Source organism: Methylomonas sp. 2F7 (assembly GCF_057126975.1).
In genome coordinates, this window is record NZ_CP195203.1 from 1,823,483 (window position 1) to 1,849,245 (window position 25,763).

Consider the following 25,763-nt stretch of genomic DNA (forward strand, 5'->3'; position numbering starts at 1 on the left):
AGAACCTCTAGGCGTCTCGTGGGTAGGAGTCGAAGCGCCGTAATTCGGCGGTGAAATTCCTGGCATTTAACACACACTGCGATTTGTTTGCATTCCGCTAGGGTTTTACTCTAACATTTTCTCAGAGTGCTAAATTTCAGTTTCCGAGCTTGCTAATTTCGACAGGGGTGTGTTGGTATGATCTGCATAAAAACCAAACAACTAAGCTGGCTGGCAGTGATGATTTCGTTGAACGCTTGTACAAAACCGGGCGTACAAACCGGCGGCAGTGCCAACCTCATTAGCGGTTCGGCGGGTGGGTCTACCAGCGTCAATGCCAATAAAACGCTGGAACATTGCGCCAGCCCATTAGGTACCCTGGCGGTCAGCGACGGCCGTATCACCGGTGCCAGCGCCGTAACCACCGTTGACCCATTGATTCGTTTGGCGGTGCAGCAATCCAACTGCTTTGTGATTACCGGCATCGGCAATCAGGCCACCTTGGCATTACTCAATGCTATTACCTCACAGCAACGTGAATCCGGTGAGTACCGGGCCGGGTCCAAACAGCAAAAAGGCCAACGGGTCGCCGCCGATTATCTACTGGAACCGCAGGTCATCGTCCTCAACGAATCCACCCAGGGCAACAGAGCCGGCCTTTACGGCGGCGGCATGCATCAGCATTACGCTCCGCCGGGGCAAATCTCGCTGGGTGGGATTTTTATAGACGCATTGGCGGGCGCCGCAGCGGGTGCCGCCGATAAACGCAGTACGGACGTAGCTCTGACCTTGATCGATATCCGCTCGACAGTACAAATCGGCATATCCCAGGGCAGCGCAACCGCCAATGCTTTGCAGGCTTCGGGGTGGGGCGGATTCTTAGGCGAGAATGCTGTCGGCGGCTTTGGCTTGGCGAGCTTTACCCGAACCCCGGAAGGTATATCCACCGCCGCCGCGTTTTTTGATGCCTACAACAACCTGGTGCAATCTTTAAGGAATTACAAAGCCCAGGAAGTCAAAGACGGCGCCGGCACCGGCGGCCAACTTCAGTTCAATTAGAGCGGCCGCACAATCTACTGCGTACCACTGCATAATGCCAGCCGCTCAGTTCGCTGGCGTAAATGCTGATCAGCAATCGATCACTGGCTCCCGCGAATCGCGTCATACTTCCAGCTCGATGATCCGGGCCTCGACTGTCTTATCGTTGATGATCAGTTCGGCAACTGCTAGAGGCAATTTAAACCGGCGTGGGCCCGCGCTGCCGGGGTTTAGATATAGTACGCCGTCACGCTCTTGAAGCGACGGTTTATACGAATGGCCGGAAATGACGACGCGAATTCCGGCCACGACCGGATCGATGGGCAACTCTGCCAGATCGTGGATCAAATAAATTGAAACTTGGCCGACCATGACGCTGGCACAGATGGGCAGTTCCTCAGCCCAAGCCCCTTTATCGTTGTTACCGCGCACCGCCGTGACCGGAGCCAACTCGTTCAGTCGCTGCAACACCTCATGTTTGCCGACGTCGCCGGCGTGGAAAATCCGCTCGCAGCCGTGCAACGCCGCCAGCACCTCAGGGCGAAGCAAGCCGTGGGTGTCGGAGATGATGGCGAGGCGGTGGGACATTGTGGGAAAGAGAACCTCTTTATACGCGGTTTAAGGGCGATTAAATCACCGTGCAAGGTCAATTGGGTAGATTTCTTGCTTTATTTATCCGACAGTTGTCAGCCAATTGCACCTCTAATCAGTGGCAATCGAATGGAGCTTCTGTAGCCTCGATGCAGCGCTAGCGAAATCGAGGGGTTGGCCCTCCGAATCCTCGATTACATCGAGGCTACTTGCCGCAAGCGAGAAGCGGCGGTCGGTAGCGGAATAGGAAAACTAATCGACCGAACCTGGCTCATCATAAATAATTGGCGAATTTAGATAAAGACCGTTTGTCGGAATTTTACCGACGCCAATGATGGTTGCCAGTATATGACGTCCATTTAGAGCCAGAGCGCTTCAGTTCCTGCCACGCATCAATTTGACGTTTTAGTTCAGGATGCTGGTAGCCTTTGGTAATCAGCGCATCTCGCGCAATTGGATCGAAAGGGATGGCGGTAGGACCTAGGCATTCATTCCAGATTTTGGCTATCAAAGATTCTGGCGAATTTGCACTAGTCGTTTTAATCTCCGCCACAAAAACAGCGTCTACATATTCTCTATTTGCTTCCAAAACTTCTTCAATCATTTCAAGAATTGGTTGTAACTGCACGTTCGTGTCGAATGTGCCGGTTTGCACTTCAATACAAGATCTTCCTCCGGGCCAGCTAATTGTCTTCCAAATCGTCGGCTCTTCGAATAAGTCATACACCACTGGTGCAAACCTTCCGGTCTTATTAAGCTTGAAAAGACCTTTTTGACTTTCGACGGCGACCAAGCGAATGGCTGTTGCGGTGCCTAAGGCTACAATCCCTTCACTCGCAAGCGTATTGAAAAAGTTAAAAACACAGAACCGAGTTTTATCGAGCCAATCCTCATCGCTTTCGATATTTATGGTCCCCATCCATTGTAAAACGGCATGGCCGGTTTCGTTAGTTGGTTCAAACAAACTAGTGGACGCCGACAGTTGCCTCCCGTCTAGAGAATTGACAGAGTTCAAACTGCCAAACAAAAGGTAGGATTCAGCATTTAGAAGTGAATAAAGCCAAGGATCTACAGGAACCATTGCGGCTTTGGTGGCACACCAACGTAGAAGGCCTTCAGCGAACAGAGAATCTTTTTTTTGACCGAATTCGTAAATAGAGACCGGATCCTTTTGAAGAGGATGCCGATATTTGCAGGAAAGAGCCTCGTCCCGAGATGTCGGGCCGCAAATGAGTGCATAAGCGATGATGGATAATAAGACATCTCGCGCCAACTCATCGATAAACGGAACGGCCTTTTTAGAAAGCTGGTAGCGCTGAGTGGTCAAAGGTAAGTTTCCAGCACTGTCGAGAACAGCAATATTTGGTCGTATAGTTTGGATGTACTTAGGCCAATCAAAATTGGGAAGTGAGTATGAACTTCGGTTTTCAATTATTAAACCGTTGCACGAAAGAGCAGGGTATTTCTCAAAAGTCCAAAAAACCGCGTCGAAACCATCTGGGTAGATTACGGAATATTCCTTCGGTAAGTTATTACTTTTCACGGGGAATACGAATTCTTGATCCAGCTTTTCGGGATTAGGGCTTCTGATTACGCGATTAATGACTTTAGGCCAATCCCAGCAATACCAGTCAATTTGTTTCCTTGGACCTTCGTAGCCCGAATATTTTTCTTTTTCGAGTCCTAACGCTTTCACAGATTCACTGCTGACTTCGACTTCGATAGTGGTTCCGATGGGCAAACCGTCGACACGGCGGATTTCAATGAGCTGGCTATTAGCGGATGCTTCCAACATATTGCCCGTGGATTTGTCTGAGCTAACGTGCCGTGTCCAAAGTTTGAAAGAAGCTCCTAGAAGAAAGACTGCAAAGGCGCCTATCCCAAAGCGTCCAGAGCGCATTACACGCGGTTTGCCTGAATCGTCTAGAAATTCTTTAGCCCATTCGGAGTTGCTGCGAAACGAGGCGCCGGCTCGCAAAAAATGGTTTTGAATGGTATCGGCACGCATGCCGATGCCACGGTCGCGGACACGCAGGTACCATGAGCCATCCTCACGCTTGATAAAGTCTATCGATACGTCGCCTTCTTGCTCTGGCAAATCGAGTGATTCGATAGCGACCTTGTGGTTTTTACACCATGCGTGTAATTCGCAAACGGCATCGACTGCGTTTTGCATTAATTCGCGAACCCCGACGCCCGGTGCTTTACCATATAGCGGCTCGACAAGGAGAGTAAGTAAATTCGGATCAGCGGTATACCCGGTCCGATTCGGAATATAGGGCAGGCTATCGCGAAACGCCGGACTATGCAGGTTAGAATAGACACGACGAATAGCGAGATTTAGCTGATCCAGACCAAGGTCGGTCCGCGCGCCGTAGGCTTCGTCCAATACTGCGGTTGAATGGTCCATTTCTGTTTGCAGTCCGGACAACAGGTCGCGCAGTTGCAGGTAGAGCGACAAGCTTATATCGGTTGCGACGGTGACCATCTTGCCGCGAGGGTCGCTGGCCGGACTAATCTGCTGCACCGCACGGTGTTTACGCCATTCCTGTATGGAAACCGGGCTTTGCGGATCCCGCAATTGCAGCAAAGCTGCCGGTGCGCGCTGTTGGTCAATCTGAAGGTAATCGGCTACCCGTAATAGAGCCATGGGGTAAAGTACAGCCGAGCCCATTGGTTTTGGGGTCCCGGGGTAGAGTGGGCTGGAATCCAAGTAAGCTTTGCAAACGCGCAGCGACATCCCGTGCGAACGCGCGCTTAGCCCAATCAGATCGGCCAGTCGCATCAACGGGTGGCCCTGCTCTTTGCCCATGGCGGGGAACTGTCCCTCACCCGAGCCGACTGGAAGGCCTGGAAAACCGTAGATCGCAATTTCGTGGGCAAGACGAGCATGGTGGCGCCGAATAAATTCACCGACGATCAAGTAATGGTTGGTTTCCCATTGTCCGGTATCCTCAGGGAAGTCTTCGAACTTCCAAACTCTGGCCGATTGCTCTCCTATGATGTTGGTCAATTGGCGGTCGCTAAACCGCCGTGCTTCTCGAGCATAGTCATCCCATAACAAATGCCAGGCAATATTGGCTACGTTGCCTTCTTGGTCATCTTTGAACCAAGGCAAAGGTTGAAATCTGGAATCTTTTCCAACTAATTCGAGAAATCCATTAGGCCTGAGATGCATGGCGATGTCATGCAACAGCGTTGCACCGATGATTACCACGGCGTCGGCGTCGCAAAGCAAGCGTGGGTCGGAATCCTTTTTGCTATGTTCCCAAATTGGTTTCGGAACTAGCTCAACTTCACACTTCAACACACAGTTGATATGTTCAACCCCGTGGTCGGTGTAGTCGGGGAAAAATGGGAGTTTATTGTCTGCAAGGATTTCTCCGACCCGGTCAGCAAGGCTGCGGATGGGGGCTTGAAGATCACTCTCCTCGAGCAGTTCTCTCAGGGATTTCGGAAACTCTATTTTTGCCACAGGCTCTCCATAATGAATGTACAAATGTACTTGTTCCTACTCTCCAGGGGCAGGAACAATAGTTGCGATATATGACGCTTCCGAAACGATTAGGCGTGATTTCAGCGTAAGCATATAACGAGGTTGTTGATACTTGTTCTGTCTCGTTCCAACGCGCTGCGTTGGAATGCTTGGCTGGTTATTCAGGCACCGCAACGCGGTGCTTTCTGGTTACCACACAGCGCGCGGGAACCAAAAAGGCTAGACCGATTGAACTCATTTCGGCTTACATTCATCCAACTTCTGCTGCCAAACCACCATCCACTCTTCCAAAATCGCATACTGCCTTTTGGTGACAATGGCTTGCACGATGCCGTCGTTGAGGTCCAGGTAGTCGTGCACCAGCACATTGCGGAAGCCGAGGATTTTCATCAAGTCGGCATGCTGCTCGGCCGGCAAATCGCCGTGGCTTTTCAATTCGTCTAACGCTTCCCGAGACTGGCTGACTGTCAGCTGGTATTTTTGCTCCACGAAATAACGCGCCATGCCGATGAAGGCTTCGATATAGACCTGTAATGCGCGCTGTATCGCCAGCAGGTCGCGTTCGGTCCAATTGTTGATATTTTCCTGGCTGTACTCGTCCGGAATACGCAGCATTTTGCGGCGGTGGCGGATCAGCGCCTGTTCATAAGCAATATCTCTCATAATCCTTTTCCCATTTCGACCAGATGCTTTGCTCGACGCGTCTAACGTGCGGTACATTGCGGTCGTACCATTTGACAGCCGACTGCAAGATGCCAACTTGCAGCAAGGCCGGCGCGGTTTCAAGATCGACGATGCTGATTTGGTTGTAGCGCTTTAATTCGCGTTCGACTTCGGCTTCCAGCATTTGCGGAAGCACCGCCCGTTCCAGCGGATCGGTTTCGTAATCGCTGAAAATCACCGCAATATCCCAATCGCTATCGGGTCGGGCGGTATTTTTGGCCCTGGAGCCGTACAGATAAATCGCATCGACTGCCGCATGAGCCAGAATCGCTTTGGTCAATTCCGCTTGTAGCTCGTTCATGGTTTCAGTTGTAACTCACGCGAAAAACCGCTGCAAATACGTCCCGGTGTGCGACTTCTTGTGCTTGGCAATTTGCTTCGGCGTGCCTTCCGCCACCAACATACCGCCACCGCTGCCGCCTTCCGGCCCCATGTCCACAATCCAGTCAGCGGTTTTGATCACGTCCAGATTGTGCTCGATGATGATCACCGTGTTGCCGTGGTCGCGCAGGGTGTGCAACACCGTCAGTAATTGTTTGATGTCGTGGAAGTGCAGGCCGGTGGTGGGTTCGTCGAGGATGTAAAGCGTGGTGCCGGTGTCGCGTTTGGATAGCTCTTTCGCTAGTTTGACGCGCTGCGCTTCGCCGCCAGACAGGGTCACGGCGTTTTGGCCGAGGGTGATGTAGCTCAAACCCACATCGATCAGGGTTTGTAGCTTGCGGGCCAGGCTGGGGATGGCGGAGAAGAATTGGGTGGCGTCTTCCACTGTCATTTCCAATACTTCGTGGATGGTCTTGCCTTTGTAGCGGACTTCCAGGGTTTCCCGGTTATAGCGCTTGCCGTGGCAGATGTCGCACGGTACGAAGATGTCCGGCAGAAAGTGCATTTCCACCTTGATCACTCCATCGCCGGCGCAGGCTTCGCAGCGGCCACCTTTGACGTTGAAACTGAAGCGGCCCGGCGTGTAGCCACGGGAGCGGGCTTCCGGCGTCGCGGCAAACAACTCGCGCACCGGCGTGAAAATGCCGGTGTAGGTGGCCGGGTTAGAGCGTGGGGTGCGACCGATGGGGCTTTGGTCGATGTCCACCACTTTGTCGAATTGTTCCAGACCTTCAATGGCTTCGCACGGCGCCGGGATGCAGCTGGCGCCGTTGATCAGCCGCGCGGCGTGGCTATATAAAGTGTCGTTGATTAGTGTGGATTTGCCCGACCCCGAAACACCGGTGACGCAGGTCATCAAGCCCACCGGGAAACTGACATCGACGTTTTGCAGATTATTGCCGCTGGCTTTGCGAATGGTGACTTGTTTGCTCGGGTCGCGCGGCGTGGTTTTTTTGGGGATATCAATGCTCAAGCCGCCGGACAGATATTGGCCAGTCAAGGAGTTGGGATCGGCCAGAATATGCGCTGGCGTACCTTGTGAGACGATTTGCCCGCCATGCACGCCGGCGCCGGGGCCGATGTCCACCACATGATCGGCGGCGCGGATCGCGTCTTCGTCGTGTTCCACCACGATGACGGTGTTACCCAAATCACGCAGTCGATAAAGCGTGTTTAACAAGCGTTCGTTGTCGCGCTGATGTAGACCAATCGACGGTTCGTCCAGCACGTACATCACACCCACCAAGCCGGCACCGATTTGGCTGGCCAAGCGGATGCGTTGCGCTTCGCCGCCGGATAGGGTGTCGGCGCTACGATCCAGGGTCAGATAATCCAAGCCCACATTCACTAAAAATTCCAGGCGTTCCTGAATTTCCTTATTTATCTTCGCGGCGATTTCACCACGGTGGCCGGGAATATTTAGCCCCTTAAAAAAGCCCAAGGTTTGTTTTATCGGCAAGCGGGTGACGTGATGTAACGGTTGTTCCGCGACAAACACATTGCGCGCGCCGAGATTTAACCGTGCGCCGTCGCACACCGAGCAGGTCTGTTGCGCCAGATATTTGGATAATTCGTCGCGGACCATTTGCGAGTCGCTTTCATGGTAGCGGCGTTGCATATTTGGGATGATGCCTTCGAAGACATGCCGGCTGGCTTTGGGTTTGCCGTTACCCATCTGGAAGGTAAAGCTTATTTTCTCCTCGCCGCTGCCATATAAAATCGCTGCCTGAATGTCCTTGGAAATATGCGAAAACGGCGCTTCCGGATCGAAATTATAGTGCGCGGCCAAGGCGCAAATGATCTGGTAGTAATAAGCATTGCGCCGGTCCCAACCGCGCACCGCGCCGCCGGCCAGACTGATCTCGGGATTGTGCACCACCAGTTGCGGGTCGAAATGCTGGCGCACGCCCAGGCCGTCGCAACTGGGGCAGGCGCCTTTTGGGTTATTGAAGGAGAAAATGCGCGGTTCCAACTCGCTCAGGCTATAGCCGCAATGTGGGCAGGCGTAACGCTCGGAGAACAACAGTTGCTGATCGCTTTCCATCGACGCGGCAATTGCCAAGCCCTCAGACAGGCGCAGCGCGGTTTCGAAGGATTCCGCCAGGCGCAGGGCGATGTCATCGCGGATTTTGAAGCGGTCGACGATGACTTCGATGGTGTGTTTTTTCTTTAAATCCAGGGCAGGGGGTTCGTCCAGCTCGTAGACTTCGCCGTCGATGCGGGCCCGCAAAAAGCCTTGGGCCTTCAAATCTTCCAGTAGCAGCACGTGCTCGCCCTTGCGGTCATTGATCACCGGCGCCAACAGCATCCAGCGCTCGCCTTCCGGCTGCGCCAACACTTGATCGACCATCTGGCTGACGGTCTGCGCCTCCAGGGAGACGCCATGCTCCGGACAACGCGGAATTCCGACTCTGGCATACAGTAGACGCAAATAATCGTAAATCTCCGTGATGGTGCCGACTGTCGAGCGCGGATTGTGCGAGGTGGATTTTTGTTCGATGGAGATAGCAGGTGACAAGCCTTCGATATGATCGACATCCGGTTTCTCCATCATCGATAAAAACTGGCGGGCGTAGGCCGACAGCGATTCCACGTAGCGGCGTTGGCCTTCCGCATAAATGGTATCAAATGCTAACGAAGATTTGCCGGAACCAGACAGACCGGTGATGACGATCAACTTGTCGCGCGGCAAGTCCAGATCGATGTTTTTTAGATTATGAGTGCGGGCGCCGCGTATGCTGATGGTGTCCACTGCTGTGCATTCCTAGAGTTTTTGACAACGGGATACTATACGGGGAATGGTTCGCCTCGAGCAAAGCGGATTTGCTGCTCGTCGATTTATCTAGTCGCTAAACATAGATGCCGATGGGGGCAGTAATCAACTCAGCATCCTGTTGTTTTAGAAGTGCCACAAAGGATTCTGCCGTTAAGGGTTTGCTGAAATAGTAGCCTTGTAACTCGTCGCAGCCCATGTCCTGCAAAGATTGCTGCTGATACGCCGTTTCCACGCCTTCGGCGACCACTTTTATGTTCAAACCATGGCCAAGAGCGATAATGGCCTTGAGAATGGCAACATTCGTCGGCTCTGTTTCCAGATTGCCGACGAATACTTTGTCGATCTTCAGCCGATCGACCGGAAAGTCCTTTAGGTAAGCCATGCTGGAATAGCCGGTGCCAAAATCGTCTATGGCGAGTTTAACGCCCAAGGCTTTCAGATCGTGTAGGGTTTGAATGAAATGCCGGGTATCATGGACCAAACTGTTTTCGGTGATTTCCAACTCCAAGCACTGGGGATCAATGCCGGTTATTTGGAGAACCGATTTAACGGTATTGACCAAATCGAGTTGCCGGAATTGCCTGGGGGAGACGTTGACAGCGACGGGAAACTTGCAGCCGGTGCGTTGTTGGAATTCACAGGCTTTTCGGCAAGCATTGATCAAAACCCAGCGGCCGATTTCTTCAATTTGCCCGGTTTCTTCGGCCACTGGAATAAAACTCATTGGGGAAATTAGCGGTTCGCCCGGCGGTTGCCAGCGGATCAGGGCTTCGGTGCCGCAGATAGCGCCGGTGGCAAAATCCACCTTAGGTTGAAAGTGCAATAAAAACTCGTCGTTTTCGATGGCGTGGCGTAGACGGTACTCGATCTTGATTCGGGTGGTTAAGGCTTGATTCAACTCCGGGGTGAAAAACTGAAAATTATTGCGACCTAATTGCTTAGCCTTGTACATCGCCGAGTCGGCGTGTTTGAGCAGGGTATTGGGGTCGTGCCCGTCGTCCGGATAAATGCCAATGCCGATGCTGCAAGAGACGACAAAATCGCGACCATCGATCATACACGGTGTTACCACCGCGGCGAGGATGCGTTGCATGGTGTGGGTAAGATCTTCTATTTTTTGGACGTTGGTGAGCAGCAATACAAATTCATCACCGCCCAGCCGCACAACTGTATCCGATTCACGCAGGCACGCGCCCAAACGCTCGGCCATGGTCACCAGCAGCTGATCACCCACATGGTGGCCCATGCTGTCATTGATCAGTTTGAATTGGTCGAGATCGACAAAGGCCACCGCTAATTTGTTGGCATAGCGGTCGCAAAAATGCATGCACTGTTGCAGCCGATCGGCCAGCATAGTGCGATTAGGTAGCCCGGTGAGGGTGTCGTGCGTGGCTTGATATTCGATCTGCTGCTCGTATTGTTTGCGCTCGGAAATATCCTCGACGGTGCCCTCATAAAATAGCAAATTGCCGTTTAAGTCTCGCACTTCATGAGCGTTTTCGGTGATCCAGATAATGTCGCCGTTCTTCCGGTAAACCTGGGCTTCAAAATTCAGCACCCGACCATCACACTGCATCATGGCGATATATTCTGCGCGCTTGCCCGGCTCTACGTAGATTTGGGTTTGAATGTCGCTGATGGCACGCATCAGATCGTCGGTGGAGTCGTAGCCGTAAATGCGGGCTAAGGCCGGATTGAAATTTAAGTATTGGCCGGCCGGTGTGGTTTGATAAATCCCTTCGATGGCATTTTCGAAAATGGAGCGGTAGCGCTCCTCAGCTTCACGTGCCAGTTGCTCGCTTTGCTTGTGCGCGGTAATGTCTTGGATAAAACCTTCCAAGGCCTCCAATTCACCTTGTTCGTTAAACAGGGCGACGCCACTTTCCCTGACCCAACGAATGCTGCCATTGGCGTGGGTGATGCGGTAGTCCAACTCGAATTGTTCGCCGCTAAGCGCCGCGGCGTTGATGTGTTCGCGAATCCAAATCCTATCGTCTTCTAGGGTTAGTTCTTCGTATGTGATACGGCGGTTAAACAATAAGTCGTCTGCGCTATAGCCAGTGAGCGCTTGGCAACCTTCACTGACAAAAACCATTGTCCAATGTTGGTCTACCAGACAGCAGTAAACCATACCTTTCAAGTTGCTCATTAAGGTACTTAACATGCGTTCTCTATCCTGCAATAACTTCTGCAGGCTGGAACTGAAAACCTGGGAGATATCGGAATAAGGCATAGGCCTAAGGATAGATGAAGTAGGGTCTGGTGCTAGTCGCATGGTATCCATAAGCAGTAATTGTGCCGGCTGACGGCGGGTAGGCGTTGAATGGCATGCAAAGACGGTTAGTCAGCGAGCTGAGTTTAAAAATGGCGTTTTTGACGTATTCCCTGGACGTTAATCTTGTTTTTTAGCTGTAAATTATGTTCATGAGTCGAAATGACGTCGGAGGTCCGCATACTTTGGCCAAAACGGCCTTGGCGAGTGATTAGTAGGGTTGGTAGGTGCTGTAGCCATATTTGAAAGAAAACTCTCAAACTTGGTGCGCGATGCACTGAATTGGCGCGAGTTGGTCTTGAGATACGAATCGGCGCGTGTGTTGTTTAGAGGGTAGGGTGTTGGCGTATTTGATTTGATAGCTGCCGGTTTAGGGGTAAATCCGCCGCTGGCTGCGGTCATGAATTCCGAGGATTTGAATAAACTGGTACTATAGCCAACTTTAAAGATTCGACGCAAAAGGGGAGTTTGGGTTTGACACAGGTTCAGGATATTACCAGTCCGATGACGGCCATGGAGAAGCGGGCTACCGTATCGCTGGCCAGTATCTATGCTCTCAGAATGCTGGGTTTGTTCATGCTGCTGCCGGTGTTGTCGTTGTTTACCGAACAAATGCCGGGATCGACGCCTAAGTTAGTGGGTTTGACGATGGGTATCTATGGCTTGACGCAAGCCATCCTGCAAATTCCGTTCGGCTTGCTGTCCGACCGTTTCAGCCGTAAGACGGTGATTGTGATCGGACTGATTCTGTTCGTGGCGGGTAGCATTTGGGCCGCGCTGGCTACCGATATTTATGGCGTTTTGATCGGGCGAGCCTTGCAGGGTTGCGGGGCGATTTCCGCTGCGGTAATGGCTTTGTTGGCCGACTTGACTCAAGAAGTACACCGCACCAAAGCCATGGCTACCATAGGCGCCAGCATCGGCGTGTCGTTTGGTGTAGCGATTACGATGGGTCCGATTATTGCCCATCATTTTGGTATTGCCGGTATTTTCTGGATGATTGCCGTACTGGCGGCACTGGCGATTTTAGTGATTCTATTTGTGGTGCCTAATCCCGAAAAAATTACCACGCATCGCGATGCCGAATATATCCCTTCTGAACTGGGTTCGGTGATCAAAAATGCCGATTTGTTGCGTCTGAACTACGGCATTTTTGCGCTGCATTTGATCCTGATGGCCAGTTTCGTCGTGGTGCCGCTACTGATGCGCGACGCGGGTCTGCAAGGCGGCAGTCACTGGATGGTGTATCTGCCGGTGTTGGTGACGTCGATGGCGATGATTATCCCCTTCGTGATCATCGCCGAGAAAAAACGGCAGATGAAAAAAGTATTTATCGGCGCTATTACCACCTTGGTGTTAGCTAACATTGGTTTTGTGTTATTTCACGGCGAATTGATCGGCTTGATTGCCTGCTTGTGGGTTTTCTTCTGCGGTTTTAATCTGTTGGAAGCGACCTTGCCCTCACTGATTTCCAAAACCGCGCCCGGCGATCTCAAAGGTACGGCCATGGGCATCTATTCCAGCGCCCAATTCCTAGGCGCGTTTTTGGGCGGTGGCGCCGGCGGCTGGTTGTACGGTGAATTCGGTGCCGCGGCGGTGTTTATGTTTTCGGCGGGCATCGCCGCCAGTTGGATAGTGATCGCGCTGTTCATGTCGCCCCCGCGCTATTGGGCCAACTTGCTGTTGTCATTGCAAGCGGTCAAACCCGAACGTGGAGAGGAATTTTCTAAGCAGTTGTTAGCGATTAACGGCATTGAGGAAGTACGGCTGCATTTTGAAGAAAATGCCGCGTATTTGAAAGTCGATAACCAGCAGCTCGACAAAAACCAACTAGGTATTTTTTTGAAGCAGTGGCAGTAAGCCGCTGTTACTCGCAATTTTTACACGGAGAACACCATGCTCAATAAAGTTATGCTGATCGGCCGCCTCGGCGCCGATCCGGAAGTCCGCTATATGCCGAGCGGCGATGCCATTACCACCATCCGCTTAGCCACCAGCCGCCGCTGGAAAGACCGCAACACCAATGAACGTAAGGAAGAAACCGAATGGCATCGGGTGGTGTTTTTCAGCGGTCTGGCGAAAATCGCCGGCGAGTATCTGAAAAAAGGCAGCCAATGTTATGTAGAAGGCCGGATTCGCACGCAAAAATGGCAAGGCCAGGACGGTCAGGAGCGTTATACGACGGAAATCGTGGCCGACAATATGCATATGCTGGACAGCAAGAGCGGCGGTACCGCCAGCTATTCAGACAACAATACGCCGCCGGCCAGCAGTTACGATAATCGCCCGTCCGCGCCGTCAGGCTCGCCAGCGGCGCCGGCTTCTTATGACGATTTCGACGACGATATTCCATTTTAACGGACACCTGATAACAAACAAAAAGCCCCTGCTCAGGGGCTTTTTTATAGCGTGCGAAATCCGTTTATTCGGTGCCATCAAAAACTCTACTAGCTTCAGATACCCCTTAATCTGTTGAGATTGCCAGCCCTAGATATTTGCCACAACAAACTCATCTGGTAAGCTAACGCGTTAGACTGGTACCAATAAAATTTAGAGGGGCGCATGCTTTTCGGTTCGCACAAGTTTCCAATAGGGGGTGACGAAACGTGTAGGTCGGCACTTGCGGAGCTGCGTGTGCAAAACGCGGGGTCTAAAACCCCGACTGCCAGCACTGCACGACAGCCGCTAGACACACTGCACGCTCCTTGCGGTTTTTTTTTGCGTGAGGATGCTCGGATTAACTCCTTCGACGAACTCATAACAGGCTTGGCGAACCACGAACATAATCAGCGCGTTCAGAGTTTCCTTGACATCAAGAACCCCCGCCATCGCGCCGCAGCGATATCGTTAAAAGCCAACAGCTTGGCATCTGACAACCTGCATTACCGTGTCATCGGCAATAGAGTGACTGTCAGCATGGTTTTGCATGTATAAGTTCTGGCGTTGTTTGCAGTCCGCAAGTGCAGATTGCCGGCAGTTTCATCGTCATGCTTAACATCCGCTTCCGCCAGTTGCCAATAAACTCGACTTCGGTCCTGTCTTTGGCGATTCCTATCGCCGCCGGTTTACTGCAATGGTCGTTATGGTCCGCACTGTCGCCACTGACCTGGATATTGTTTTACCCGGCGGTATTTTTAAGTGCCTACTTGGGAGGGTTACTTAGCGGTCTAATTGCAACAGCCATCGCCGTTTCTATTGGAATCTATTTTTTTATCCCGCCTGAGGGAAGTTTTAACATTGCGGACGTGCGCTATTACTATTCCACGGCTATTTTTGCCTTGATGGGGCTGTCGTTTAATCTGGCTTTCGAACAATTGCGCCGCTCCAGAGCTGAGTTGCAGCGAATGGCCAGTTTGGAATCGGATGTTAATCACCGGCGTTTGAACCAAGCGCTACGCGCTGCTAACGCCGGTATCTGGGAGTGGAATTTACAGACCAACGAAAATCGATGGGATGAAGGTCTATGGCGCTTGTACGGCTTGGAACCGTTTTCTTGCCAAGCCTGCTACGACGTCTGGCTGTCCACTGTGCATCCGGATGATCGCGCCATCGCGCAAGCGGCAATTCACCAAGCGGTACAGCAAAATATCGAGTTGAACGTGGAATGGCGGCTTGCCGAACTCGTTGACGGCCGGGAGCGCTGGCTAATGTCGCGTGGGCAACCAGAATTGGATGAGAAAGGTCGGCCGCTACTCTATCGAGGTATTGTCTTAGACATCACCGAACGCCGGCAAATCGAACAAAGCCTGATAGAAAAAGAACGGTTGTTGGCAGATTCTCAGGCCGTCGCTCATATTGGTTCGTGGGTCCGCTACCTACCGGGCGGGCAAGCGATGTGGAGCGAGGAAACCTTCCGGCTGTTTGGCCTATCACCCGAAACCGATCAAGCTTTATCCATGGAACAGCTACTGGATACCGTGCATCCCGATGATCGTGCAGCCAGAAGCGCCTGGCATCAGGACTGTTTGGCGGGCAATAGCGGTAACGGTTTGGAATACCGTATTTGCACCGCGCAAGGCCAGCAGCGTTGGGTGTTGTCCAAAGCCAAACTGGAGACCACGGCCGATGGTCAACCCTTGCGTTTAATTGGGACAGTGCAAGACATCACCGAGGCCAAACGCGCGGCCGCCGAAAAGCAGCGTTGGATCGATGCTTTCCGCTATTGCGGGCATGGCATAGCCATAGGCAATCCCGAGACGGGGCGTCTAGTGACCTGCAATCCGGCCTTCGCCGACATGTTGGGTTACGACAACGCCGATCAGTTTGAAGGTCAATTGATTCTGTCCCTGTATGCGCCTGAACACGTCGAGTCGGCCCGACGCCATCTCCATGAAGCCGACCAATTCGGCAAAATACGCTACGAATCGGTTTATCGACGCCAGGATGGCTCTGAGTTTGATGTGGCGGTGGATTTGGTCAGCGTTAAAAATGCCGAGCAAAAGGTGATGTACCGGGTTGCCACGGTACAGGACATCAGCGTGCGTAAAAAACAAGAGATGGAACTGCTGCAATATCGGGATCATTTGCAAAACTTGGTCGAACAACGTACCGAAGAACTCAACCAAGCATTGCAGCGCGCAGAGCGTTTGACGCGGGTAAAAAGCAGTTTTGTGGCGAATATGAGCCACGAAATCCGCACGCCCATGAATGCGGTACTGGGCTTTTGTTATTTACTGGAACAGCACGCCCTGAACGAAGAAGAACGCAGTTTGGTGAGGAAAATTCGCGATGCCGGGCGCTCCTTGTTAGCGATCATTAACGATATTCTGGACTTTTCCAAAATCGAAGCCGGACGCCTGGAAATCGAAAACCTACCTTTCCGGCTCAGCGATATGTTCGATCACCTCGCGGCATTGATGACGGCATCGGCCGACCACAAAAATCTGGAATTGATCATCATCCCGCCGGCGGGTATCGATGCCCTAATTGGCGATGGCTTGCGTATCCAGCAAGTCTTGATCAACTTACTCGGCAACGCGATTAAATTTACCGAACGCGGCGAGGTCGTGTTGCGGGTTACTGTCGATGACTGGCAAAACGGCGATACGGTGGCGGTGCGTTTTGCCGTGCGCGACACCGGAATCGGTATTTCAGAACCGCAACTGGATGATGTGTTTGCCGCCTTTACCCAGGCAGACAATACGATCAGTCGCCGCTTTGGCGGCTCCGGCCTTGGCTTGACAATTTGTCGTCAGCTGGTGGATTTGATGGGTGGCGAGTTACGGGTAAGCAGTGTCGCCGGCCAAGGCAGCGAGTTTTGGTTTGTGCTGCGCTTGCAGTGCCACCTGGATTTCAATCAGACGCAAGCCATCCCGCCCTTGCACAATTTGAAATTACTGGTGGTCGATGACTGCGAGAATACGCGCGAAGCGGTGCATATGTCGGCGCGGGGTCTTGATTGGGATACCACTCTGGTCGCTTCGGGCCAGGCGGCAATCGTCGAGCTGTTAGCCAGTCTTGAGAGCGCCGCTCCCTATGATGTGGTATTGCTGGATTGGCCCATGCCGGGAGCCGACGGCATCAGCGCAGCCGAAGCTATCCGCGCGTCTCTGTCCGCTGTTGAGCTCGATCAGCCGCAAATAGCCATTATTCTGATGATCAGCGCGTCCTATTCCCGTGAACGGCTGGCAGCTCATGCCGACATGAATCATGTCGATGGGATATTAAGTAAACCGGTAACGCCCTCAGCATTGTATAACGCTGTCGCGGCGGTATTGTCAAAAGCGCCGCAGCCACCGTTGCCGTTAGCCGCGCCGGATACATCGCCTAATTCGGCGGGCACGCGGATTCAAGGTTTGCGGATATTGGTAGTGGACGATAGCGACATCAATCGCGAAGTGGCCAGGCGCATTTTGGAGTCCGAGGGGGCGCAAGTCAGTTTAGCAAGCGACGGTCAAGACGCCGTGGATTGGCTGTTTGGACATCCTGACGCAGTGGATTTGGTGTTGATGGATGTGCAAATGCCGCGCATGGACGGTTATGCCGCCACTCGGCGGATACGCGAAAACCCGACGTGGTCTGATTTGCCCATCCTGGCACTCACGGCCGGCGCATTTAAAAACTTGCAGGATGCAGCGCTGGAAGCGGGTATGAACGATTTTATCGCCAAGCCCTTTAACGTACCGCAAATGCTGGCTTTGATCACGCGTTGGACAGGAAGAAAATCGCCTCTCGGACTTACGCGGCCTGCATCCGGTGATCGGCGTGACGAGGTAATTTCCAGCGACCAATCCGTCCCTTTGATTGCGCCGACAAATCCAGGCCAAGACGATTGGCCAGGAATCGATGTTAACGCCGGCCTAAAAATGTGGCATAAGCTTGATCTATATCAATCCTATCTAACATGCTTTGTTGATCAGTATCGCGCTGCCGGACAGGAAATCAGTGCTGCAGCAGAGCAAGGGAAGCTTACCGAGGTAGCGGCCTTGGCGCACAAGCTAAAAGGCGCGGCTTATGGTTTGGCACTGACGGATGTAGCCAAACGCAGCGCCGAACTGGAAACGGCCTTGAATCGCGGTGAGCCTCTAGCTGCGGCCTCCGCAGCGCTGCAACAGGCGCTTGACGTGGTTATCAGCAGCATCGGCAACTTAAGCCGAAACACAATATCAGCGCTTGATCATCACACCCAAGCCGAAGCGCTGGGTGGGGCCAAATTCTTGCTGGGCGAACTATTAACGGCGATGGATGAAGACAACCCAGGTCATGCCGAACGCGTAATGGTTAAACTGGAGGGCTTGGTTGACGCCGATTTATTGGCGCCGCTCGCTACGCAAATTCGCGACTATAATTTTCGGGAAGCTGAAAGCTTAGCTTTGGCGTTAATAAACCAGCTCGATATACCAACTCAGTAAAATACCCATGCCTAATAATCCTATTTTGATCGTGGATGACGAACCCGCGAATTTGGCGATACTCCGCGAAATTCTCGAGCCTACATATCATTTGGTGTTTGCGCGTAACGGTCAGGAAACTCTGCTGGCGGTTGCCAAGCATAGGCCGAGTTTAATTTTGTTGGACATCCAGATGCCTGATATGGACGGCTACCACGTATGTCGGGCTTTGAAAGCCGATCCGGCCACCGAAACCATCCCGGTCATATTCGTCACCGCTTTATCTGAGTTGGGTGATGAGGAGCAGGGGTTTGCGGTGGGTTGCGTAGATTACTTGAGTAAGCCGGTGGTGCCCAGTCTGGTGCGCGCGCGGGTGAAAACTCATTTGTCGCTAGTGAGAGCCACGCAATTGGAAAAAAGCCACCGCGATGCAATCTATATGCTGGGCGAAGCCGGACATTATAACGACAACGACACCGGGGTACATATTTGGCGGATGGCCGCTTATGCTAAAGCCTTGGCCTTAAATGTCGGCTGGACTTGTGCCGACGCCGAATTGCTGGAGTTTGCCGCGACGATGCATGATACCGGCAAAATCGGCGTGCCCGATGCGGTACTGAGTAAACCGGGGGCGCTGGATGAAGACGAATGGCGAATCATGCGTCGGCACTGCCAGATTGGTTACGATATCCTGTCGAAAAGCGATGCACCGATTTTTAAACTGGCGGCCGAAGTGGCCTTGTCGCATCACGAAAAATGGGATGGGACCGGCTACCCAAATGGGCTGGCGGGCCTAAGCATTCCCGAATCGGTGCGTATTGTCGGAGTGGCCGATGTGTTCGACGCATTGACCATGCGCCGGCCCTATAAGGAAGCTTGGCCGGTCGAGAAGGCGGTCGCGACTATCCGCGACGGTGCCGGGCAGCATTTCGATCCGGCGATGGTGGCCTGTTTTCTGGATATCCAACCGCAAATTTTGCAAATCAAGGCCGACTGGGAAATTCGCGAATTGGCGAAAATTTGATAGGTACTGATAAGCTTTGCGCTGCCGACATGCCGATTTTGAGCATGCGGGGGCATTCAGTTAAAGCAGTTGCATCAGGCTATTTTTAGGAGTGTTGCGCTAAAAATACTTATCTGTCGGCTATTGCCATGCGTCGGCGTTCTGCGCATACTTGTGGCTAAGTTTTATTAGTATCAACAGGGATGAAAAATTCAAAGATCCTACCGCCAACCACCAATAGTGCTCCAACTTGTGCCATCAGCGCGATTCGTCAGGCAAAGGCCTTGGAAATTGCGCTATACGGAGACTGGGTGCTGGATGCGCAATTACCCCCGCTGGAACCGGTATTGGCGCAGATTGAAACCAATACTATCGAAAAAATCGTCTTCTCGACCGAGGCCCTGAGGCGTTGGGACAGCATGCTGGTCACAGAGTTAATCAAACTGATTGACTACGCTTCGCAAAAAGTTGTCGCGGTCGATAAATCTACCCTGCCAACCTCGATTCAGGGCTTATTGACGCTGGTTTCCGCCGTGCCGGAGCGAGTCGATGCGCACCGTGACCAAACTCAGACTTCCTGGTCGCAGGCTTTAGTAGTCAGCACCGGCAAAGCGGTTCAGCATGGCAAGGAGATGTTGATCTTTGTCGGCGAAATGATCATCAGCACTTTCGCCACCATGCGGGGTCAAGCGCATTTTCGCCGCCAGGATTTATGGCTTTATATTCAAGAATGCGGACCATCGGCGTTGCCGATTGTTACGTTGATCAGCTTGTTGGTGGGTTTGATTCTGGCTTTCGTCGGTGCGGTGCAATTGTCTTTATTCGGCGCGCAAATTTACATCGCCAACCTGGTTAGTTTGGGCATGACCCGGGAAATGGGCGGCTTGATGACCGCAATCATTATGTCAGGCCGCACCGGCGCCGCCTATGCCGCGCAGATCGGCACGATGCACGTCAACAGCGAAATCGACGCATTAAAAACCATGAACCTGGATCCGATGGCGTTTCTGGTGTTACCGCGCATGTTGGCCTTGATCATCATCATGCCGCTTTTGTGTCTTTACGCCGACTTGATGGGCATCATCGGCGGCGGCTTTGTGACGGTTAATTTTTTCGATGTGTCGTTGACCGAGTATCTGGACCGCACTGCCCATGCCGTTAAGATGAAGGATTTTATAATCGGCTTTGTGAAGTGTTCGGTGTTCGGGATTTTGATCGCGCTGTCGGGTTGTATGCGCGGTATGCAGTGCGGCCGCAGCGCCTCGGCGGTCGGCGATGCCGGCACTTCTGCGGTGGTGACGGCCATCGTGTTTATCGTGGTGGCCGACTCGGTGATGACCATCATCTGCAACCGGCTGGGGATTTGACGATGGCCGAAGCCTGCATTACCGTAAAAGATTTGACGATGACTTACGGCGATTTCGTGATCCAGCGCGATCTGAATTTTACGATCAATCGCGGCGATGTTTTCATCATCATGGGCGGTAATGGCTGCGGTAAAACCACCTTGTTGCGGCATATGATAGGCTTGAAATCGCCGGCAAAAGGCGATGTTTGTTATGGCGAGCAAGGGCTGTGGCAAGCCAACCCCAAAGCCCGCCAACAAATTTTGGCACGTACGGGCGTATTATTCCAAAGCGGCGCCTTACTTAGTTCCATGACCTTAGCCGAAAACGTTGCGCTGCCGATCACCGAAGCCACTCAATTGCCGCCAAGAAAAGTGCGGGAGATCGTGTCCTATAAGCTCGCACTGGTCGGATTGGCCGGATTTGAAGATTATTATCCCTCCGAGCTCAGCGGCGGCATGCAAAAGCGCGCCGGCTTGGCGCGGGCGATGGCCCTGGACCCGGAGATTCTGTTCTTCGACGAACCGTCGGCCGGCTTGGACCCGATCACCGCCAAACTACTTGACGATCTGATTTTGAGCTTGAGTAGCGCGTTGTCGGCCACCATCGTGGTGGTGACCCACGATCTGGACAGTATTTTCGCGATTGGTAACAATTCGGTGTTTCTGGATGCGGAAACCCGCACCAATATCGACGGTGGCTCGCCGCAAAAATTGTTGCATGAATCCAAACACCCCAACGTGATTCGATTTTTAAATCGCGGCGACCAAACCGAGAAAAATAGTAATCATCGACACATGAGGAGTCCGGCGTGAGCAAACAAGCCAATCCACTCGCCATCGGCGCGTTTTTGGTCGGCGCGTTGATCCTGCTGACTGCGGGGGTGATGATCTTTGGCGGTAGTGATTTTTTTAAGGACAAAAAACGCTTCGTGATTTTTTTCGATTCCGCGTTAAACGGTTTGAACGTCGGCGCGCCGGTCAAGTTACAAGGCGTGCAGATCGGCAACGTCAACGAAATTTCTTTAGTGATGGACTCCGCGACCGGCCGTATTTTCAAACCGGTGGTGATCGAAATCGATCCAGCCTTGCTGCAAGACTTGTCGGTCCAGCAATCCGGCGGCCACAGTAAAAAACAGCGTATGCAGGATGCTCAACGTATGATCGATGCCGGTTTAAAGGGCCGTTTGGAGACCCAGAGTTTGCTGACCGGCTTGCTGTATGTGGATTTGAATTTTTATAGCGATAAGCCGATCAATCTGGTCAAACTGGATTACAAGAATCTGCCGGAACTGCCCAGCGTACCGACCACAGTCGATGAAATTCGCAACACTGCTGACGAAATCTTCAACCGAGTGCGGCAATTGCCCTTGGAAGAGATTACCAAAAATATGGCGGATACCTTGAATTCGATGCATGGCTTGCTGGAGTCGGACGATACCAAGAAATCGATGGCGGCCCTGGCTAAATCCCTACAAGAAACCCAACGGCTGATGAGTTCGCTAAACGATCAGATCGGGCCGTTAATGACCAATGCCAATAGCGCCCTGACCGAGACCCGCACCACTTTGCAAGACTTTAACAAAGAGTTGTTGCCGGTGTTGAAAGCCGCCGAACAAAGCCTGAATGCCGCGACCAAGGTGATGGAAGGCTCGCAAAATGCTTTGACCGCAGTGGAAACCATGGCCGCGCCGGATGCGCAACTTGGGCAAGCCCTAGTGGAAATGCGCAATGCCGCACGTTCCTTGAAGGATTTGACAGAGTCGTTGGAGCGGCGGCCAGAGTCGTTGATATACGGCAAATAGATTGGGTTTTTAGCAGATTTAACCGGATGAATATGAAACACATAATTTATTTGCCAATGCTACTTTCAGTGCTGTTACTGACCGCTTGCAGTAGCCAGCCGATTCAGTTTTACATGCTTAGCGCCGAAACCGCCGCGCCGTCGGCTACCGTGTTACCGGCCGATACTGTGTTGGGATTGGGCCCGATTCATTTGCCGGCGTATTTGGACCGGCCGCAGCTAATCACTGCATTGAGCGAACATCAGTACCAACTGGACGACCAAAATCGCTGGGCCGAACGTCTGGATGACAATATTGCCCGTGTTTTGCGGCTTTCTTTAGCCAAGCAACTGAGCATAGAACAAGTGGTTCGCTATCCATGGGCACCGCGCCAGGCTATCGATTACCAAATCAGCTTCGATATTCTCGAGTTGCATCAAACCGCCAGCGGCCAAAGCCGCTTCTCCGTGCAATGGCAATTGAAAAAAGCCGATGAAGCGGTGATCGGCAAACGCTTTGAGTGCAGCGAAGCGGCAGGTAAGGGCGCTGAAGCCAGTGTCGCTGCGCAAAGCCGTTGCTTGACAAGGTTTAGTATCGAATTGGCGAATGAAATTGCCGGACTGGGCTCAAGACCCCGCCGTTGAAAGCGGCTAAGACACTCTGATTGTTCTGCTGAAGCGCCATGGAGTAACGGAAGCGCTTTAGATATCGCTGCTGCGGTTTATTTGCTATCCAACACCACGATCCCATTCCATGCCAACGGCGGCATTTCACTATAGTGCAAAGCTTTTTGCAGATAAAATCGGCTGGGGCCGTCGTTAGCGTCGAGAGCGAGTGCTGCTTGAAATAGGCGGTTGGATTCCGGCCACAGGCCTTGCTGGAAGGCTGCCAGGCCATTGGCAAAGATGCAGTGTACTTCGTTAGGTTGGGCATCGCTGCCGTGCTTGAGTCCGACGATTTCCACCAGCGTCACCGGTTCCGTGCGGCCCACTACCCGGAATGTGCCCACCGGTCGGGTCACGATGTCATCCAAATCGGCGGCGATGCTGTGCGAAGCCAGAATCCGGGTGCCCAGATACTTGTTAACACCTTGAATTCGCGACGCGATGTTGACCGTATCGCCGATGGCCCGGTAATGGCTGGAGCTGCCTGCGTCCAGGCTGCCCAGCGTGAGTTCACCTTCATGCAAACCGATGCGGGTGGCGAGTGGTGCCAGACTGGAGGATAGATTAAACGATTCCACCGCCGCGGCCATTTCCAATGCTGCCAAGCAGGCGGCGCGGTGCTGGTTGCTTACCGGCGCATCGAACCACACTGCCATCATCGCGTCGCCAGTGACGTCGGCGATCACACCGTCATGCGACACTACCGGATGCCCTAACACTTGGTAATAGGTATTCAATAACTCCCACATTTCTCGTGGCGAGTGTTGGGCGGCGATAGTGGTGTAGCCCTCGATGTCGGTGGCTAGACATAAACCGTTGACATCTTTTTCAGTTCCAGCGATACCGGCTTCCGTCCATTGCCCCGGCGCTGCGGGCAACACGCCGACCCATTGCGGAAACACTCTACTGACGAATTCAAGTATGCGCCCGCGTTCGCGCATTAAGTCGTAGCGCGACCACGCCAAGCTCAGCAGCCACGACAGCGGTAATTGAATTAATATTGGCCCGGCGACCGGCAGCCACCAATGGCGCTGGCCGAACAACCAGACAGCCGAGCCGGCGTAAGTCGAGGCAAACACCAAGCTGAGGACGATGCCGGGCCAGCCGGCAAATCCGACTAGCAACAGGGCGATCAGCAAGCCGAATAAGCTCGATATTAGCCAGCCCGGCGCAGGTATTTCGATAAAACTATCTTCCAACAAGTTGGCGAATTGCGTGGCCATGATCTCCACGCCGGCCATTTTGCCGGTGCGCGAATCGGAATAAGGGGTTGGGAAAAAGTCCGATTTGCCAGGTGAAAATTGGCGGTTGGCGCGGCCGACGAATATCACTTTGCCTTGTAAGTCTTTAACCTTGCCTTCGTAAACATCGGCGTAGGATTCCATTCTCAGCGTGCGCGGCGGGCCGTAGTAATTGAGATAACGGCTGTCGCCTGCGCAGATCAATTGCTTGGCGCGTTGGTCCAGATTGGGTGACCTTGCGCACGCTCGGCGCTGCGCTGTCAACCAAGCCGACAAAGGCTGTTCTTCGGGATTTGCGCTGCTTGCTTGTTGGTAATAAAACCAGGCCAAGACTGGTAGACTGGGTGCTTCGGCGAGCGCATCGTAAAAGGTCCAGGACTCGCGAATGCTGGCGTTTTCCGAGTCGTTTATTAGATAAAACGGCGCACTATCTAGCGCCGCCTGAGTAATCACCGGCGTTGGTGACAGTTTGCGCATGACTATCAACTGCTCGGATAAGGTTGTCGCTGGTTCGCCTTCGCGGGAAATGGCGGGCATTTTATTGCGGTCCGAACATTCTTCCCGCCCATAAAAGTCCTCGACACCTCGGCGAAATTTTTGCACACATTCATTGATCAAGACTTTGCCGGCAGCGCGCATTGCATTAGCTAGCAAGGGGTCTACGCTGGGGTTAGCGGCGATAAATTGTAGATCGAACACGATCAAACTCGCGCCCTGGCGATTCAATTGGTCAAGCAATTTTGCATGAAACTCGCGCCAGCGGGTCAAGTCTTGACCCACGCCCAAGTGAGTCTCGGACGCTTCATCCATCGCGACAATTACCACCTGTTCGGGTGTTCCTTGCGGGCCGCGGATTTTGAATAAGGTGTCTAAGCCCAGTTCGCTTTCCGTATTGAAAGCTAAATCTACCAGCGTGCTAAGCAAAAAACCCAGAACGGTAATTACGACTATGCGAAACGGACGGGCCATAAGGAGTTTGCCAGTCGTGGGATACGCTTAAAAAGGATTTTGAATTTGGTGGACTGCATAGGCGAGTCCACCAACAATCATATGCAGGGTAGCCTTGACATGCTTATTTATTGGAAAGCAGCGTCGATTTCTTCCTGTGTGTAGCAGACTTCATATTGATAGCCGCCTAAGTAAAAGGTGTTGCAGTATGAACCTTCGAATACGGCTTTTACTGACACAAAAAACTTGGCTTTAACTTCTTTATTATTCTTTAAAATCACGCCGTCAACAGGGCCGGTAATTTTCATCGCGTTCATTACGGCTTCGTCCACGCTAAGAATTTGGCTTTGGCAGTCTCCGTTATTAGCTCCGGTTGCTTGATTACTTTGTCGAGTATCTTTGCCGGCAGCACCATCTTTGCCTGGCGTCGGTGACTTAGTGCAAGGTTTGACTTCCTTGCCTGTAAGCGAATCAATTACAACAGATTGACCTGTTTTAAAATTAATACCTTCTGCCATTATCGCTGTTTGTTTTAGCAGTGCCGGTACTGAAGGGCTCTGTTTTACTGGCGGGGTATGTTCGGTTTTTTTATCGCACGCAATGATTAAAGTACTCATTAATAGAATGGTCGCCGCTTGCTTTTTTTTCATTATATTTCTCCTGTTTTTAAAAAAACCTGATCGAAATTAGG

17 protein-coding genes are annotated in these 25,763 nt (G+C 52.5%); 9 read left to right on the forward strand and 8 right to left on the reverse strand.

Going from position 1 to position 25,763, the window contains the following annotated elements:
• Nucleotides 1–177: 177 nt before the first annotated feature.
• Nucleotides 178–1,038 carry a hypothetical protein gene (locus tag ACR64Q_RS08355; protein ID WP_313734274.1) on the forward strand — a complete coding sequence of 287 codons (861 nt, stop codon included), beginning with the start codon at nt 178–180 and terminating at the stop codon, nt 1,036–1,038.
• A gap of 102 nt (nt 1,039–1,140) precedes the next feature.
• Here the strand turns inward: ACR64Q_RS08355 and ACR64Q_RS08360 are convergent, their stop codons facing one another.
• The 6 genes from ACR64Q_RS08360 to ACR64Q_RS08385 all read right to left on the reverse strand — a co-directional run bounded on the left by ACR64Q_RS08360 (nt 1,141) and on the right by ACR64Q_RS08385 (nt 11,148).
• Nucleotides 1,141–1,605, reverse strand: coding sequence for a metallophosphoesterase family protein (locus tag ACR64Q_RS08360; protein WP_313734275.1), 465 nt, complete (start codon nt 1,603–1,605; stop codon nt 1,141–1,143).
• A 322-nt stretch (nt 1,606–1,927) separates the two neighbouring features.
• A complete protein-coding gene (locus ACR64Q_RS08365) occupies nt 1,928–5,083 on the reverse strand; it encodes an HD domain-containing protein (RefSeq protein ID WP_313734276.1) in 3,156 nt (1,051 codons plus the stop codon).
• Between the two features lie 255 nt (nt 5,084–5,338).
• Nucleotides 5,339–5,767, reverse strand: coding sequence for a type VII toxin-antitoxin system HepT family RNase toxin (gene hepT, locus ACR64Q_RS08370; protein ID WP_313734277.1), 429 nt, complete (start codon nt 5,765–5,767; stop codon nt 5,339–5,341).
• Nucleotides 5,748–6,128, reverse strand: a complete 381-nt coding sequence (gene mntA / locus ACR64Q_RS08375) for a type VII toxin-antitoxin system MntA family adenylyltransferase antitoxin (RefSeq protein ID WP_313734278.1) — start codon at nt 6,126–6,128, stop codon at nt 5,748–5,750. Before mntA ends, hepT begins: the two co-directional genes overlap by 20 nt.
• A gap of 15 nt (nt 6,129–6,143) precedes the next feature.
• The gene (gene uvrA, locus ACR64Q_RS08380) at nt 6,144–8,960 is read right to left on the reverse strand and encodes an excinuclease ABC subunit UvrA (RefSeq protein WP_313734279.1); all 2,817 of its coding nucleotides are present in this window, start codon (nt 8,958–8,960) and stop codon (nt 6,144–6,146) included.
• A gap of 97 nt (nt 8,961–9,057) precedes the next feature.
• Entirely contained in the window at nt 9,058–11,148 is a 2,091-nt protein-coding gene (locus ACR64Q_RS08385; protein ID WP_313734280.1) for a putative bifunctional diguanylate cyclase/phosphodiesterase, read from the reverse strand.
• Nucleotides 11,149–11,730: 582 nt separating this feature from the next.
• Here ACR64Q_RS08385 and ACR64Q_RS08390 point away from each other — a divergent pair.
• From ACR64Q_RS08390 to ACR64Q_RS08425, 8 genes are all read left to right on the forward strand, one after another.
• A complete protein-coding gene (locus tag ACR64Q_RS08390) occupies nt 11,731–13,116 on the forward strand; it encodes an MFS transporter (protein ID WP_313734281.1) in 1,386 nt (461 codons plus the stop codon).
• Nucleotides 13,117–13,152: 36 nt separating this feature from the next.
• Entirely contained in the window at nt 13,153–13,614 is a 462-nt protein-coding gene (locus ACR64Q_RS08395; protein ID WP_020481898.1) for a single-stranded DNA-binding protein, read from the forward strand.
• 629 nt (nt 13,615–14,243) lie between these two features.
• Nucleotides 14,244–18,107 (forward strand): response regulator, encoded by a 3,864-nt coding sequence (locus ACR64Q_RS08400; protein ID WP_483823305.1) that lies wholly within the window; start codon nt 14,244–14,246, stop codon nt 18,105–18,107.
• Nucleotides 18,108–18,114: 7 nt separating this feature from the next.
• Nucleotides 18,115–19,110 (forward strand): response regulator, encoded by a 996-nt coding sequence (locus ACR64Q_RS08405; RefSeq protein WP_313734284.1) that lies wholly within the window; start codon nt 18,115–18,117, stop codon nt 19,108–19,110.
• 182 nt (nt 19,111–19,292) lie between these two features.
• Entirely contained in the window at nt 19,293–20,456 is a 1,164-nt protein-coding gene (locus tag ACR64Q_RS08410; RefSeq protein ID WP_313734285.1) for an MlaE family ABC transporter permease, read from the forward strand.
• Nucleotides 20,457–20,458: 2 nt separating this feature from the next.
• Nucleotides 20,459–21,250 carry an ABC transporter ATP-binding protein gene (locus tag ACR64Q_RS08415; protein ID WP_313734286.1) on the forward strand — a complete coding sequence of 264 codons (792 nt, stop codon included), beginning with the start codon at nt 20,459–20,461 and terminating at the stop codon, nt 21,248–21,250.
• A complete protein-coding gene (locus ACR64Q_RS08420; protein ID WP_020481891.1) occupies nt 21,247–22,239 on the forward strand; it encodes an MlaD family protein in 993 nt (330 codons plus the stop codon). The genes ACR64Q_RS08415 and ACR64Q_RS08420 overlap by 4 nt, the downstream gene beginning before the upstream one ends.
• Before the next feature lie 32 nt (nt 22,240–22,271).
• The gene (locus ACR64Q_RS08425; protein WP_313734288.1) at nt 22,272–22,862 is read left to right on the forward strand and encodes a PqiC family protein; all 591 of its coding nucleotides are present in this window, start codon (nt 22,272–22,274) and stop codon (nt 22,860–22,862) included.
• A 77-nt stretch (nt 22,863–22,939) separates the two neighbouring features.
• On the opposite strand, the gene ACR64Q_RS08430 is transcribed toward ACR64Q_RS08425, so the two are convergent.
• Both ACR64Q_RS08430 and ACR64Q_RS08435 read right to left on the reverse strand, forming a co-directional pair.
• The gene (locus ACR64Q_RS08430; protein ID WP_313734289.1) at nt 22,940–25,093 is read right to left on the reverse strand and encodes a CHASE2 domain-containing protein; all 2,154 of its coding nucleotides are present in this window, start codon (nt 25,091–25,093) and stop codon (nt 22,940–22,942) included.
• 107 nt (nt 25,094–25,200) lie between these two features.
• Entirely contained in the window at nt 25,201–25,722 is a 522-nt protein-coding gene (locus ACR64Q_RS08435) for a hypothetical protein (protein WP_205454191.1), read from the reverse strand.
• Between the last annotated feature and the right edge of the window lie 41 nt (nt 25,723–25,763).

Bases quoted from the DNA above. Each gene is read 5' to 3' on its own strand.
- ACR64Q_RS08355 (WP_313734274.1), top strand. From the start codon at position 178: ATGATCTGCATAAAAACCAAACAACTAAGCTGGCTGGCAGTGATGATT.
- ACR64Q_RS08360 (WP_313734275.1), bottom strand. From the start codon at position 1,605: ATGTCCCACCGCCTCGCCATCATCTCCGACACCCACGGCTTGCTTCGC.
- hepT (WP_313734277.1), bottom strand. From the start codon at position 5,767: ATGAGAGATATTGCTTATGAACAGGCGCTGATCCGCCACCGCCGCAAA.
- mntA (WP_313734278.1), bottom strand. From the start codon at position 6,128: ATGAACGAGCTACAAGCGGAATTGACCAAAGCGATTCTGGCTCATGCG.
- ACR64Q_RS08385 (WP_313734280.1), bottom strand. From the start codon at position 11,148: ATGTTAAGTACCTTAATGAGCAACTTGAAAGGTATGGTTTACTGCTGT.
- ACR64Q_RS08395 (WP_020481898.1), top strand. From the start codon at position 13,153: ATGCTCAATAAAGTTATGCTGATCGGCCGCCTCGGCGCCGATCCGGAA.
- ACR64Q_RS08400 (WP_483823305.1), top strand. From the start codon at position 14,244: ATGCTTAACATCCGCTTCCGCCAGTTGCCAATAAACTCGACTTCGGTC.
- ACR64Q_RS08405 (WP_313734284.1), top strand. From the start codon at position 18,115: ATGCCTAATAATCCTATTTTGATCGTGGATGACGAACCCGCGAATTTG.
- ACR64Q_RS08410 (WP_313734285.1), top strand. From the start codon at position 19,293: ATGAAAAATTCAAAGATCCTACCGCCAACCACCAATAGTGCTCCAACT.
- ACR64Q_RS08415 (WP_313734286.1), top strand. From the start codon at position 20,459: ATGGCCGAAGCCTGCATTACCGTAAAAGATTTGACGATGACTTACGGC.
- ACR64Q_RS08425 (WP_313734288.1), top strand. From the start codon at position 22,272: ATGAAACACATAATTTATTTGCCAATGCTACTTTCAGTGCTGTTACTG.
- ACR64Q_RS08430 (WP_313734289.1), bottom strand. From the start codon at position 25,093: ATGGCCCGTCCGTTTCGCATAGTCGTAATTACCGTTCTGGGTTTTTTG.
- ACR64Q_RS08435 (WP_205454191.1), bottom strand. From the start codon at position 25,722: ATGAAAAAAAAGCAAGCGGCGACCATTCTATTAATGAGTACTTTAATC.